Origin of the sequence: Paenibacillus sp. HW567, from assembly GCF_000374185.1 — a bacterium.
Lineage (GTDB): Bacteria > Bacillota > Bacilli > Paenibacillales > Paenibacillaceae > Paenibacillus_AQ.
Map to the genome: position 1 here is coordinate 1,617,245 of NZ_KB910518.1, position 14,406 is coordinate 1,631,650.

Here is a 14,406-nt window from a genome sequence, read left to right on the forward strand (position 1 = left end):
GTCCAAACATTCCCCGCAGTCACGACCAAGCCCCGTTATGTAGATTTTTTGCTTATACAAGTAAAAATAATTCAATAAAAGTAAATATTGTTTCATGTGTCAAATGAAAGCGTATTCTATAATTCGGTTATAAGTCACTGATATTTTTGAGGAGGGGTTCTAAAATGATCAAAAGAAAAGTATGGGGAACAGCAATTTCGGGTGTTCTGATGTTAAGCCTGCTCGCCGGCTGCGGCGGCAATAACAACAATGACGCCGCAAGCGGCGGGACGGATGGCGCGGCGAATCAGGCGGAAAGCGGAGCCGCCGCCGGCAGTACAGAGAAAACAAATCTTCGGCTCTATACATACGGGACGGAGGAAGCGTACAACTGGAAGCATACGCTGGAGGCTTATGAAGCAGCTAATCCGGAGGTCACCATTGAACTGGTACAGTTAAGTGAGAAAGGCGATACACAGGAAGCGTTCAAGAAGCTTGATCTGGAGGCGGCATCCTCTGCGCAAATGGACATCCTGATGTTTAGCGATGCGGCAGGATATGCACAACGTGTGGCGCTTGGCATGGCTGAGCCTTTGGATGATTATATCGCCAAGGACGGCTTCAAGGTAGAAGAGGATTATAAAGTGGATACCCGTCTCGATGGCAAGGTCTATTCGCTGCCAGGCAAATTCAATCCGTGGTATGTGCTGCTGAACAAGGACAATCTGGATGAAGCCGGTCTTGCGGTTCCAACTGATTGGACCTGGGATGATTTTGCCGACTATGCCAAGAAGCTGACCAAGGGCGAAGGTGCTGAGAAGCGTTACGGCGCGTATTTCCACGGTCCGCAGGCAGGAGGCTGGATGGAGTTCCTGAAGCTGAAGATGGAGAACCAGCCGCAGAACTCTGAATTTCTGAAGGCAGACGGCACCTCCAATCTGGAGGACCCGAATTTCAAGGCAACGCTTGAGCTCAGGCTGAGAATGGAAAAAGAGGATAAATCCTCGGTGCCTTACACCGACATGATCTCGCAAAAGCTGGCTTATCGTACACAATTCTTCAACCAGTCGGCCAGTATGATTCTGATCGGAAGCTGGATGAACACGGAGATCGGCGGAACAGAAAAGGTGCCTTTGAACTTTAATCTCGCGGTAGCGCCGTTTCCGAAGAACAACGCTGGTGATGAAAATGGTCTGACGCCAGTGACTACAGACTATGTGGCTGTAGCCGCCAAATCCAAAAACAAGGAAGCCGCCTATAAATTTGTCCGCTGGTACACCACGGAAGGCCAGCTTGTCCAAGGTAAAAACATTCCGGCCTGGAGCAAGGTGACAAGTGATCAGGTGGAAGGGATTATTGACACGATCCTTGCCGGCACGAAGAATCCGGAGAAGGTTGACAAGAAATCACTCGTAGACACGCTCGTAGCTTCCAAAGCATCGGCAATCATTCCACCGGCCACCTATCAGGCTGAGGTATACAAAGCGATTAACGAGGAATATGAGAAGATGATTCTTGGCGATCAGGATGTGGATAAGACCGTTCAAAACGCTCAGGACCGTGTTAATAAAATAATTGCGGCCAACAAAAAATAATTTGATATAATGTTAACAAATTCAAGTGATTGTGGGGCGGCCTGCCCTCCTTAATGGGAGAGCAAAGCCGTTTCTACTTGTCTGGGGGGATACAGCCATGCTTGGCAGACTCAGGGAGCTTACCCCGAAATCAATCCGGCATAAGCTGATCATAGCTTCTATAGCCTGTATCCTCGTTCCGGCTGCCCTAACGCTGCTTATTTACAATTCCTTGACCCAGGAGGCCGTCAAACGGCAGGCGATTGCCAATGCGGAGGATTCCCTGGAGCTGGTGAACGGCTCGGTGACGAACAGCCTGAAGGGGATGCTGACCATCGCCAACTACGTCCAGACCAATCCCGGCCTGAAAGCCTATTTCAAGCTGGCGGCGACCAACAATGTCAGCGGCAACGAGTATCAACGGTTTATGGATTCGAACCGGGTGCTGGAACAATTGGATACCCTTACAGTCGTTGGACAGAACAGCTATGTCACGATCCTTTTGACGAATGATACGTATTTCATGAACTATTCTGTTAGCGATTACAATCCGCTGGATATCAAGCAGAAGAGCTGGTTCCGCAAGATGACGGAGCTGAAGGGGTTGGAGTCCTATTGGGCGGGTGTGGAGCCGACGGCATTTTCCTATGATAAATTTGATCATCCCTATCAGATCACCGTGGCCCGGACTCTGCGTCTGGACAGCACGGAGATTTACGGCTATGCGGTAGTGACGATTATGGAGGACCAACTGCACAATATCTTTGGCAATCTGTCAGCAGGACAAAAGGTAGTGCTGCTGGACGGCGAAGACAATATTGTGTCTGAGGCGGCTTCGGAACGGCTTGGCCAGCCTTTTCCGTATGCGGCTGCTGTGGACCGGTTAGACGGTTCCGGGGTGGTGACGATTGCCGGAGACAGGTACCTGGTGGTGCAGCAGAAGCTTTCCTTCAACGGCTGGCGTCTGGTGCTGATGCAGCCCTATAAGATGAGCATCGTCGATATCAGCTCGATCTTTAACCGTGTGTTTATTATTCAACTGCTCTCCTTCTTCTTATTTCTTCTTCTGCTGATTACACTCGTGCGGACCTTCACGAAGCCGCTGGTAAGGCTAGGCAAAGTGACAAGTGCGGTACAGCGGGGCAATCTGGAGGTTCGTTCCGGGGTCAGAGGCAATGACGAGATCGGGCGGCTTGGCCTGCTGTTCGACCAGATGCTCGACCGGGTGAAGGAGATGATATTCGAGGTGTCGGACACCCAGGCGCGCAAGAGAAAGGCGGAGCTGAAAATGCTCCAGGCCCAGATCAACCCTCATTTTCTGTTCAATGTGCTGAACTCGATCCGCATGAAGGTGATGAAGCGCGGAGACCCGGAGAGCGCCAAAATGATCGGCTCGCTGTCCATGCTGCTGAGGATGACGATCAGCCGTGAGGAGGATGAGATTTTCCTGCATGAGGAGATGGATCTGGTCTCGCATTATGTCGGCCTGATGAATTTGCGGCAGAAGGAGAAGGCGGAGCTGCAACTGGAGATAGATCCGAAGGCTTTTCTGATTAAGGTGCCGCGCTTCTTCCTTCAGCCGCTGGTGGAGAACGCGCTGATTCACGGGCTCAGCCAACAGCCGGGGATCATCAGCATCCGGGCGGCAGTGGAGGCGAAGGGGATTGTTCTCGTGGTTGCTGACAACGGGCGGGGGATGAACGACAGCAAGCTGTCATTCATCAAGAGCCGGGTGGAGGAAGGGACCTGGAACGCTTCTGATCCTGAGCCTAAAGCTTCCTTCTCCGGCATGGGCATGCACAATGTAGCGGAACGGATGCGGATGCTGTTTGGCGGGGAATTTGCCATTGATATCCGCAGCGAAGAAGGTACAGGCACCTCAGTTGAAATGCATATTCCGTACAGAGAGGAGATGCGGGATGTATAGAGTCATGCTTGTAGATGACGATTATCCGGTTATAGAGCTGTTATCCGAGAGCATCCGCTGGGAAGAGCTGGGCTTTGATCTGATGAGCACGCATGAGAATGGGGCAAGCGCCTGGGAGCAAGCGCAGCAGGAAATGCCGGATATTCTGATTACCGATATCGGTATGCCGCGGATGAACGGACTCGAATTGTCCGCACGTGTCAAGGAGCTGCAGCCGGGCGTACGGATCGCGATTCTATCCTGCCATAATGAATTTCAGTATGCCCAGCAGGCAATGCGCCTGAATGTGCAGGATTATTTGCTGAAGGATGCGCTTGACCCGGAGAATCTTGTACAATTGCTGCTGCGGTTCAAGGAATCGCTGGATGAGGAGAACCGTGCAGGCTGGGAGAATTCCCGGATGAAGATTTTGTTCGGAGAGACAAGGGAGCTGCGCAAGGAGCGCAGCTTCAAGAATTTCATCCATCAGCCGCTGCTGTCCCCGGGGAAATGGATGGATGAGGCTGCTGAATACGGATTGTTCCAGCGGGGGGAATTCTGCCTGCCTGTCATCGCCTGCCTGGAGGATTACCGGCATGTGAAATACCGTTTCTCCTCGGATCAGACCCTGCATTTTGCCGTGAGCAATGTGATGAACGAGGTACTTGACGGGATGCTGCCCCGCGGACTTTACATTGGTTATAATGTGAAAACCTCATTCCTGCTGTTCTCCTATAAGCTAGGGCTGCAAGGCAATATTTATGCAGAGGCTGCCGCCGGACTGCAGGCTGTCCAGTCCACCTTGTCCAGAGTGCTGAAGGTCCGCATGTCCTTCATTACGGGAGAGGGCACAGGAACGCCGGAGGGGCTCAAGCAGCAGCTATGTGAATTGCTGGACGCCGATGATCAGCGTTTCTATCTGGTGCAAGGTGAAATTGCCAAAAGAAAGCCTGTGCTCCCGTCTGGAAGCCAGGGAAATCTCTTCGCTTATTACGATCAGGCAGCGGCAGAGCTGCGGGAGGTGCTGCTCGGCAGGCCGGCAGAGCAGGCGCGGACCGTGACGGAGAAGTGGATATCGCTCATCCGTGATGAGAAGTATCCACCGGAATGCGTCAGGGACTGGACGCTGAAGCTCCTCCTGGACCTCAAGTTGAAGCTGCACTCCCTGCAGTCCATCCGGCCAGCATATTCGGCGGATACGCTGCACAAGGAAATCGTGGATATTGATTCCCTGTCCGCACTGCGGGAGTGGCTGGATAACCATCTGGAATCCATTGCCGCCGCCAGGGGCGCGGGGGCCGGAGGCAGCAAAAGGGCTGAAGTAACAGAAGCCTGCAAGTATGTCTCGTTACGCCTTAGTTCAAGGATCAGTCTTGATGAGGTGGCGGATCATCTGCATCTTAACGCAAGTTATTTCAGCAGGCTGTTCAAGAAGGAGACTGGCACTACTTTTATCGAATATGTTACCAGGCTAAAAATGGAAAGGGCCAAGGAGCTTCTGGATGGGACACATTCCACGGTGGGGGAAATTTGCGAACAGCTCGGCTATGACAATCAGAGCTATTTCATTAAGACATTTAAGGTCCATGCGGGGGTAACGCCTGCGGAATACCGGGGTTAGCCTGCATGGCGGGAAAGGCGGCGCGTAATGGAACGATCCGAACTGCTCGCGGCAGTCAGAAATATGGCGGAAGCCGATGAGAGGCTCTATTATCCTGAAGGAGACTCGAAGCGCTTCTGGTCCGGGGTTAGGCAGCTAGCTGCCTATGCAGAGGAGGTCGCGGAAATCCGCGGAGAAGGAGCAAGGCTGAAGGGAACGGCGATCCCCGGGCTTACGTATGAGCTGTTCTCCATCTATAGCCGTACCGGTTCCAGGCTGGAATATGAAGGGGTCTATTTCGAGCGGAGAAGAATATTGAACACGGCTGTGCTGTTATCACTGCTGGAGCCGGAGCAGGAGTCGCATGTAAGCGCTGTATGTGAGATTGTATGGAGCATCTGCGGCGAGAATACCTGGTGCCTGCCCGCCCATGTGGGAGAGAGCGGAATATCGGAGACCATTGATCTGTTCTCGGCTGAGACCGGCTTTGCGCTTAGTGAAATCCGCTGCTTGCTCGGGGACCGGCTTCCGGCCCTGCTGCAGGCCCGGATACAGGAAGAAGTACATAAGCGCCTGTTCGTGCCCTACCTGACCTCAGGTCCCTATCACTGGGAGACGGCAACGCATAACTGGGCCGCTGTCTGCTCCGGCTCGATGGGTTCGGCAGCCCTGCTGCTGATAAAGGACCCCGAAGTCCTTACAGATATTCTCATCAAGGTACAGGACACGATGGAATATTACCTTCGGGGCTTCGGAGAGGACGGCGCCTGTCTGGAGGGGCTGGGTTATTGGAATTACGGCTTTGGTTATTTCGTCTATTATGCCGATCTGCTCCGCCGCAGAAGCAAGGGAGCGCTGGATTGGTTCGGGCGGGATAAGGTGGGCAGCATCGCTTCGTTCCAGCAGAAATGCTTTCTTGGCGGGGACCTGGTGGCGAACTTCTCCGATTCGCAGCAGAATGGCAGTGTGTTCCTGGGCCTAAGCCATTATCTTGCTGTGGCTTATCCCGAAGTGGAGCCGCCTCCCGCGTCTCTTCGGGCCGCCTACACGGACGACCACTGCAGCCGCTGGGCTCCGGCGCTGCGCAATCTGCTCTGGCGTTGCCCGGAGGCGGGCAGCAGCGAATGGGGCAGCGCCAGCAGCTATCTGCCGGATGCAGCGTGGCTGCTGTCCCGCCGAATCGGACCGGAGGGAGCGTTCGGCTTTGCCGCGAAGGGCGGGAACAATGCCGAGCCTCACAACCACAATGATCTCGGCCAGTTCATTCTGCTCGGAGAAGGGACGGTCTACCTCTCTGACCTTGGATGCGGAGAGTACACCGCGGATTACTTCGGCGCAGCGCGGTACACTTATGACTGCAACGGCTCGCAGGGCCATAGTGTTCCGATTATTGACGGCCAGTATCAGCGTCCGGGAGCGGATGCTTATGCAGAGGTTCTGGAGGCTGCTGCGGGCGGAGGCGCAGATGTGCTGAAGCTTGATTTAACCCGGGCCTACGGCCATGTGCCGCTGGAGCGGTTGACACGTTCCTTCAGGTGGCATGGAGAGGGGGAACTGCCGGTGCTGGAGCTGATCGACGAATTCCGGTTTGGGGGAGTGCCGGAGACATTGACCGAGCGGTTCGTGACCTTTTGCCGGCCGGTGCTGGAGGAAGGCAGTATTGTGCTGGAAGGCAAAGACGGGCGGAGGCTGCGCATATGTAGTGGCGGCGGCCCGCTCAACGCGGAAATTACGGAACATACCTACAATGACCATTTTGGGGCGGTTAAGACCTGGTATGGTCTCGATTATCATGCCTTAGGGAAGCTGGACAAGCAGGCAAGATATGAATTTAAGTTTCAGTTCATGAACTTATAGATGATATCAAATCCATGAATGGCGGTGGCTCAAGATGACAGCGGAAACAAAGCAGGAGTGGGTAGAAGAAGCATGGAGCAAGGCGCTGGAGAAAACACAGCGGAACAGTCTGCGGATCGGCGCGGGATTCCCCCATGCCAGTCAAGGCGGAACCTATGTGCTGGAGCAGCCGCACTGGTGGACGGCGGGCTTCTGGCCGGGCCAGCTATGGCTGCTGTACAACGGCAGCAAGGATGAAGCCTTGCGGGCGCTGGCCGAGCAGTGCGAGGAGCAGCTCGACCAGGTGCTGAATGATTATGTGCATCTGGACCATGATTTGGGGTTCATGTGGACCTTGACCAGCGTGGCTTCTTATAAGCTGCTGGGCAGCGGGGTCTCGAAGGTAAGGGCGCTGAAGGCGGCAAATTTCCTGGCTGCGCGCTTCAATCTGAAGGGCAGCTTCATCCGGGCCTGGAATCCGTGGTACGAAGGCGAGGACAACAGGGGTTACGCCATTATCGACTGCTGCATGAACACGCCGCTGCTCTTCTGGGCTGCCGAGGTCACTGGAGATCCGCGGTACCGCCATATTGCTGAGGCGCATATGGATACAGTCGTGAAGCATTTTATCCGCCCGGACGGCTCCGTGTATCATATCGTCCGCTTCGACCCGGAGAGCGGGGAATGTATTGAAGGCTTGGGCGGCCAAGGCTACGCGGCTGAGTCCGCCTGGTCCAGAGGAGCAGCCTGGGCGATCTACGGGCTGACGCTGGCGTACCATCACACCGGCAAGATCACGTATCTCCATACGGCCCAGAAGGTGGCCCATTTCTTCCTGGCACGCCTGCCGGAGGATCATGTGCCGCATTGGGATTTCCGCGCACCGGATGAGGCGCGGAAATTCCGCGATTCATCGGCCGGCGCGTGTGCCGCCAGCGGACTTCTGCTGCTTGCCGGGAAGGTTGGGGAGGTCGAGGCGCCGGTATACCGCGAGCCTGCGGTCAGGATGCTGGAGTCGCTGTACCGCAATTACGGCACCTGGAGCAATGATGCCGAGGAAGGGCTGATTCTTCATGGGACGAGCCATTATCCGGCGGGCACTAACATTGACGTTCCATTGATTTACGGCGATTACTTCTATGTTGAAGGTCTGGCGCGTCTAAAGAACCTTGGCCCATTTTATTGGGAATAAACAAGCTCACTATGGGAGTGGTAAATGATGAGTAAGCATTTGGAGCAGATCAAAGAGAATCCGCTGGTTACCAAAGCGGATATGCAGGAAGCCTTCCGGCAGCTAGTCTATCCGCTGAAGCCGCATTACAGCGAAGGGCATGCCCGGCTGAAGCTGGGGGTGACCGGCGTTCATTATGGCCCGGATATTGCGGAGATGGAAGGCTTCTCACGGGTAATGTGGGGGTTCGTGCCCTTTCTTGCCGGAGGCGGTGAAGATGAGCTGTGGGATAGCCTTCTGGAAGGCATCAGGAATGGTACTGACCCCGGGCATCAGGAATATTGGGGCGCTGTTAACGACTATGATCAGCGGCTTGTGGAGATGGCGGCATTCGGCTATGCGCTGTCACTGATCCCGGAGCGGATCTGGACCCCGCTGAACGAAAGGGAGCGCTCGAATCTGTACACCTGGCTGAATCAGATGAATTCGCATCCCTGCTACGATTGCAATTGGCTGTTCTTCAATGTGCTGGTTAATCTGGGCTTCCGCAAGGTGGGGCTTCCCTATGACGCGCAGCAGATGGAGGCCAACCTCCGGCGCATAGATGATTTCTATTTATCGGACGGCTGGTACAGCGACGGAATCGGCGGGCACAGCGATTATTATGGTCCGTTTGCCATTCATTTCTATGGTCTGTTGTATGCCAAGCTGATGGATAATGAGGACCCTGAACGCTCACGTGTATTCAAGGAACGCGCCGGGAAGTTTGCCGGTGAATTCATTCATTGGTTTGCCGGGGACGGCTCAGCCCTTCCGTATGGAAGAAGCCTGGCATACCGCTTCGCGCAATCCGCATTCTGGGGAGCGCTGGCGTATGCCGAAGTCGAGGCGCTGCCTTACGGTGTAATCAAGGGGGTCATTCTGCGCAATCTGCGGTGGTGGTTCAAGCAGGATATATTCAATGAAGCAGGCGTGCTGACCATTGGATATGCTTATCCGAATCTGGTGATGGCGGAGAATTATAATTCTCCGGGCTCGCCTTACTGGTCCCTGAAATACTTCATGCCGCTGGCGCTGCCGGACGAGCACCCCTTCTGGATTGCCGGGGAGCTGCCGCTTCCTGAGCTTGAGACGCTGGCTGTGCAGCAGCCTGCGCATTTGGTTATTTGCCGTCAGCCTGATACCGGTCATGTTGTCGCCTTCAACAGCGGGCATCTCTCGACCAATGATCATACGCATACTTCGGCTAAATATGAGAAGTTCGCATATTCCACGGCTTTCGGCTTCAGTGTGCCCCGCTCGGAATGGGGGATTGGCCAGGGCGCGTTCGATTCCATGCTGGCCCTCAGCGAGGCGGGAGACAATCTGTACCGCGTAAGAAGACAGAATGAGGAGTCGTGGATCGAAGACAATATTCTGTACTCCCGCTGGAAGCCGTGGCCGAATGTTGAAGTGCAGACCTGGATTGTGGCGGGTCTTCCCTGGCATATCCGTATTCACCGCCTCCAGACCGAAAGAGCGCTGGATGCCGCTGAAGGCGGTTTTGCTGCCAGTCTGGACTCTGGGCTTCAGGAAATCGCCCCTGCCGGAGGCAACGGAATTACTGCAATCAGCAGCCACGGCATCAGTGGAGTCCTTAGTCTTGCCGGCCACAGAGAAGCTGTGATGATCCGTCCGAACACCAATACTAACGTGCTGATGCCCCGGACTGTTATTCCGACACTGCTCGCCAGCCTCACTCCCGGCACACACTGGCTCATCTCGGCAATCTACGGAGAGCAGGCTGATATGGGCACAATGAGCGCGGAGACTGCTGCGCGCCATGCTGAACATGAAGGCGATCCGCTACAGCTTCTGGGAGTTCAGATCAGCGATGAGGAGATCAGCATTACGGCCGGCAATGGCCGAAGCGTTATTCTTCCGCTGGATTAATTCAAGCGAATGCGCCGGATACCTTATATCGTATAATGCCCCGCTGCCGGAAAATGTTGGCAGCGTGGCATTTATTTTTGCAGAAGGGAGGATTATGATTGAAGGAAAGGGAGATTAAGGGGGAGAGGAAATGTTTGAGAGATTTGAAGCGGATGATCGGGTACTGGAGAATGAGCGGTTCGTCCGGGAGGAGGTTCCGAATAACCTGATCCACATGATCGTCCAATTTACGGATGCGGTCCGGCTGACTTCAACAGAACGCAATTTGATTCTCGCTCAATCCGGCGGGTATAATCCGTGGCTGTGGGTCTCGGGCGGGCTTGATAATCAGCAGCAGACCACGCTGGTGCAGGAGCTGGCAGAGTGGGTAAGCGATTATGATTTCCCCGGGATTTCTGCACAGCCGGAGACGGCGAAGACGTTTGCAGAGGCTTTTTGCGGAGCCAAAGGGAAACTCTATCATACCCATATGATACTCGAAGCCTATCAATGCCCGGAGGTGCGGCAGCCTGCACAGGTCAAGGGTGAACGGATACAGGCGAAGGCCAAATTTATTCCGGTAATTGCAGCGTTTATGGCCGGTTTCATGGAGGATGCCTTTGGCGAGAAGGGGCAGGCGGAGGAGTTCCTGAAGATTGCTGAAGAGGTTGTGCTCTCCGGGAATCTGTATCTATGGATCGTGGAGGGTACGCCGGTTTCAATGGCCAAAATCACTCACCGCACAGCCCGGCATGGACGCATTAATGACGTATTTACGCCGCGCAGCCACCGCAAGCAAGGTTATGCCAGTAGGCTGGTTGCGGAGCTGTGTGCGCTGCTGCTTGCCGAAGGCCTGACCCCGGTGCTCTATGCAGATGGCAAAAACCCCGATTCCAATAAGGTCTATCAGTCAATTGGCTTTCAGCACGCCGGACAAATTGCCGACATCAAGTTTGACTGAAGGTGCTAACTTAGGAGGTTGTATGCAAAGAGTATTAATAATCGGCTCCGCAGGTGCGGGTAAATCGACCTTAAGCCGAAGGATTGGCGAAGCGTTGAATATTCCCGTAATTCATCTGGATGCCTTTTATTGGCAGCCTGGCTGGGTAGCCACGGAACGCGAGGAATGGGAGCAGGTCGTCAAGGCCCATGTGGCAAAAGACACCTGGGTACTTGACGGAAATTATTCAGCAACTCTGGATATGCGGCTGGAGCGGGCGGATACGGTGATTTTTCTCGATATGCCCAGGCTGCTGTGCCTGTACCGCGTAATTAAACGGCGGATTCAGTATCGGGGCCGGACCCGGCCGGATTTGAACGAGGGCTGTCCGGAGCGGCTGGATTGGCCGTTTATCGTGTGGATCTGGAATTACCGTAAGCGCAGCAGAAGCAAGGTAATTGCGAAGCTTGAAGCGTGCGGGGAGGAGAAGCAGGTGATTATCCTCGACAGCCGCCACAGCATCCAAAACTTCATCAGTTCCCTCACCCGCCAAATTTGACTTGCGGCCCCGGCGTTGACTATGCTATTACATAGTACAAATGAATTTTACATACCAATGAGGCAAACGTGGTAAGGGGTGGGGGACGATGGATAGGCTGCAGGTATGGCCTGAGAAGTTCAAGAAATTTTTTCTGAATAACAGATTTGTGGTATCTCTGCTTATTGTGCTGCTGATCGGAATCAATGTGCTGGTATTCTCGAAGGTTCCGTTCGTCTTTAAGCCGGTATCGGTGCTTCTGAATACGGTCGCTGCACCGCTGCTGCTCTCAGGGATCTCCTACTATCTGCTGAATCCTCTGGTGGACCGGCTGGAGCGGAGGTTTCGGATCAGACGGGCATACGGCATTGTCATTTTGTATCTGCTGATTGCCGGGATTGTCACGTTGATTCTGCTTACGGTGATCCCGATTATCCGTAGCCAGCTAGTTGGCTTAATTGATAACTTCCCCAAATACAGCGCTGAGATTCAGGAGCAATTCGTCAGACTGACCGGCAGTGAGCTGTTTGGGCAGATTCAGGAAAATGTCGGCACGGATATCAAGGATATTACCAGCAAAGTGACCACATGGGGAACCACTTTTCTGAACAATGCCGTTAGCGGTGTGGGTAATTTCGTTGGAGCGCTGACGGAGATTATTTTGGCTGTGGCAACCACGCCGTTTATATTGTTCTATCTGTTGCGGGACGGAAAAAAGCTGCCTGATTATTTGATGAGGTTCATTCCTACCGCCCTGCGGCCGCAGACCCGGGAAGTAATGTCGGAAATGAACAGCCAGGTGGCCTCTTACATCCGCGGGCAAATTATCGTAAGCTGCTGCATCGGTTTTCTGCTCTATATCGGCTATCTGATTATCGGGCTGGAATATTCACTGGTGCTGGCCATTGTCGCGGCCTGTACGGCTGTCGTTCCTTATCTGGGCCCCGCGATTGCCATCACTCCGGCATTGATCGTTGCCCTGGTGACCTCTCCGTTTATGCTGCTGAAGATGGTGTTTGTATGGACCGCCGTTCAGCTCATTGAAGGGAAGTTCATCTCTCCGCAGATTATGGGCAAGTCGCTGAAGGTTCATCCGATTACGATCATTTTTGTCATTATTTTTGCAGGTAAAATGTTTGGGGTGCTCGGCATCATTCTGGCAGTACCGGGATACGCCGTGCTTAAAGTGGTCGTTACCCATGTATTCCAGTGGTTCCGCCTCCGCTCCGGTTTATACCAGCAAATTACAGAGAATAAGGAATAACAGGAAGAGGATGATTGACATGACAGCACCACTGGCAACCACATTATATGGGAAGCTGCAGGGGGCGCAAGAGGATGGCGTAAATGTGTGGCGCGGGATTCCTTTTGCGGCGCCGCCTGTCGGCAAGCTGCGCTTTCGTGCGCCGCAGCCGCCGCAATCCTGGAGCGCTGTCAGAGATGCGCTGGAGTTCGGGCCGGTCAGCCACCAGCCTGTAAGTACCAGCGGCACCCGGTTCGGCGGCTTGTCGCCGGCGTATTCGGAAGACTGTCTCTATCTGAACGTCTGGTCTCCTGCCGCAGAGGGCGAACCGCTGCCCGTGATGGTCTGGATTCACGGCGGAACCTTTGTCACCGGTGCGGGCAGCCAGCCGATGTTCGACGGTGCCAATATGGCCCGTAACGGCAAAGTGGTCCTGGTTACAGTGAATTACCGGCTAGGACCGTTCGGTTTCCTGCATCTGTCCCCGCTCGGCGGAGGCCTGGCCTCTAATGTTGGCCTATTGGACCAGATTGCCGCGCTGGAATGGGTGCAGGGGAACATTGCCGCCTTCGGCGGCGATCCGCAGCGCGTTACCGTCTTCGGCGAGTCGGCGGGCAGCATGAGCATCGCCGCACTGCTGGCAATGCCTGCCGCCAAAGGCCAGTTCGCGGCAGCGATTATGGAGAGCGGTGCCGCGCAGAGCCTGCAGCCTCAGCAGGGGGAAGAAATTGCCGCAGCGCTTCTTGCCGAGCTGGGGCTGGCCCCCGGCGGCGACCTCGCGCTGCTGGATACTCTTCCGGCAGCGCGGATTCTGGAAGCTGGCGCGCGTATGACGTACAAGCTGTCCGGTGAAGCGCTCAGTATGTTTTTCCAGCCCGTAGTGGAGCCTTCCACCTTGCCGGTGGAACCCGCTGAAGCTATAGCGAGCGGTTCGGCAAGCGGGATTTCGCTGCTGATAGGGACCAATCTTCATGAAGGGAATCTGTTCTTCCGGGAAGAGCGGCCGGGCGAGAGCTTCGACCAATCGCTGAAATCGCTGGAGCTGCTGATGGGGATAGAGGATCTGGCGGAGCTTGCCAAGGGCTATCCGAAGTCATGGGAGGGCCAGGCCGAGTTTCTGACAGACCTTTTTTTCTGGGGCAGCTCGATTGCACTCGCGGAGAGCCAGCTAGGGTTAGCGCCGGTATGGATGTACCGGTTCGACTGGACGGTTCCCGGTCATCCGCTTCTGGAAAAGGCCGTGCACGGTGCGGAGATCCTGTATGTGTTCGGCAATCTGCATCTGCTGAAGCATTACGGCCTTACAGTTACTCCAGAGATGGAGCGTCTGTCGGAAGCGATGCAGATGACTTGGACAGCATTCGCCCACCGGAGCGATCCGTCTGCCGCCGGCCTGGCGTGGCCGCAGTACACGCTGACGGACCGTGCCACGCTGATTTTTGACCAGGAGGTACGGGTGGTGCAGGACCCTGATCAGGAAAAGCGCACGCGCTTGTTCTCCTCCGCTTCGAGCTGGCCTGCGCCAGCCGCGTCCAGAAGCCGGGGGTAGCGGCTGTAGCCGTACGAAATTGTGGTGTGATGCAGCCGCTGGGATTTCCGCCAGTATGGCGGAGTCGCAGGAGTATAAACATGCTGCTGCGCATTCCGCGGCCGCAATATACTAAACCGCAGCTCTGCCAAACAAACTGGCGGCGCTGCGGTTTTTTTG

At 54.9% G+C, this 14,406-nt stretch carries 10 protein-coding genes; all 10 read left to right on the forward strand.

Annotated elements, in window-relative coordinates; all coding sequences use genetic code 11:
• Positions 1-164 precede the first annotated feature (164 nt).
• The 10 genes from B212_RS0107155 to B212_RS0107205 all read left to right on the forward strand — a co-directional run bounded on the left by B212_RS0107155 (position 165) and on the right by B212_RS0107205 (position 14,247).
• Positions 165-1,574, forward strand: coding sequence for an ABC transporter substrate-binding protein (locus B212_RS0107155; RefSeq protein ID WP_019909852.1), 1,410 nt, complete (start codon positions 165-167; stop codon positions 1,572-1,574).
• 97 nt (positions 1,575-1,671) lie between these two features.
• Positions 1,672-3,480, forward strand: a complete 1,809-nt coding sequence (locus B212_RS0107160) for a sensor histidine kinase (RefSeq protein WP_019909853.1) — start codon at positions 1,672-1,674, stop codon at positions 3,478-3,480.
• Positions 3,473-5,080, forward strand: coding sequence for a response regulator transcription factor (locus B212_RS0107165; RefSeq protein WP_019909854.1), 1,608 nt, complete (start codon positions 3,473-3,475; stop codon positions 5,078-5,080). Before B212_RS0107160 ends, B212_RS0107165 begins: the two co-directional genes overlap by 8 nt.
• A gap of 27 nt (positions 5,081-5,107) precedes the next feature.
• On the forward strand, positions 5,108-6,916 hold the full coding sequence (locus tag B212_RS0107170) for a heparinase II/III family protein (RefSeq protein ID WP_019909855.1): 1,809 nt from the start codon (positions 5,108-5,110) through the stop codon (positions 6,914-6,916).
• 34 nt (positions 6,917-6,950) lie between these two features.
• Positions 6,951-8,087 carry a glycoside hydrolase family 88 protein gene (locus B212_RS0107175; RefSeq protein WP_019909856.1) on the forward strand — a complete coding sequence of 379 codons (1,137 nt, stop codon included), beginning with the start codon at positions 6,951-6,953 and terminating at the stop codon, positions 8,085-8,087.
• Between the two features lie 27 nt (positions 8,088-8,114).
• Positions 8,115-9,998: a DUF2264 domain-containing protein gene (locus B212_RS0107180; protein ID WP_019909857.1), complete on the forward strand. Its 1,884-nt coding sequence runs from the start codon at positions 8,115-8,117 to the stop codon at positions 9,996-9,998.
• Positions 9,999-10,128: 130 nt separating this feature from the next.
• Complete coding sequence (locus tag B212_RS0107190) at positions 10,129-10,938, forward strand: GNAT family N-acetyltransferase (protein WP_019909861.1); 810 nt, start codon at positions 10,129-10,131, stop codon at positions 10,936-10,938.
• Between the two features lie 22 nt (positions 10,939-10,960).
• Positions 10,961-11,476: a DNA topology modulation protein gene (locus B212_RS0107195; RefSeq protein WP_019909862.1), complete on the forward strand. Its 516-nt coding sequence runs from the start codon at positions 10,961-10,963 to the stop codon at positions 11,474-11,476.
• 88 nt (positions 11,477-11,564) lie between these two features.
• Positions 11,565-12,719 carry an AI-2E family transporter gene (locus B212_RS0107200; RefSeq protein WP_019909863.1) on the forward strand — a complete coding sequence of 385 codons (1,155 nt, stop codon included), beginning with the start codon at positions 11,565-11,567 and terminating at the stop codon, positions 12,717-12,719.
• 19 nt (positions 12,720-12,738) lie between these two features.
• On the forward strand, positions 12,739-14,247 hold the full coding sequence (locus B212_RS0107205) for a carboxylesterase/lipase family protein (RefSeq protein ID WP_019909864.1): 1,509 nt from the start codon (positions 12,739-12,741) through the stop codon (positions 14,245-14,247).
• The last annotated feature ends 159 nt before the right edge of the window (positions 14,248-14,406 follow it).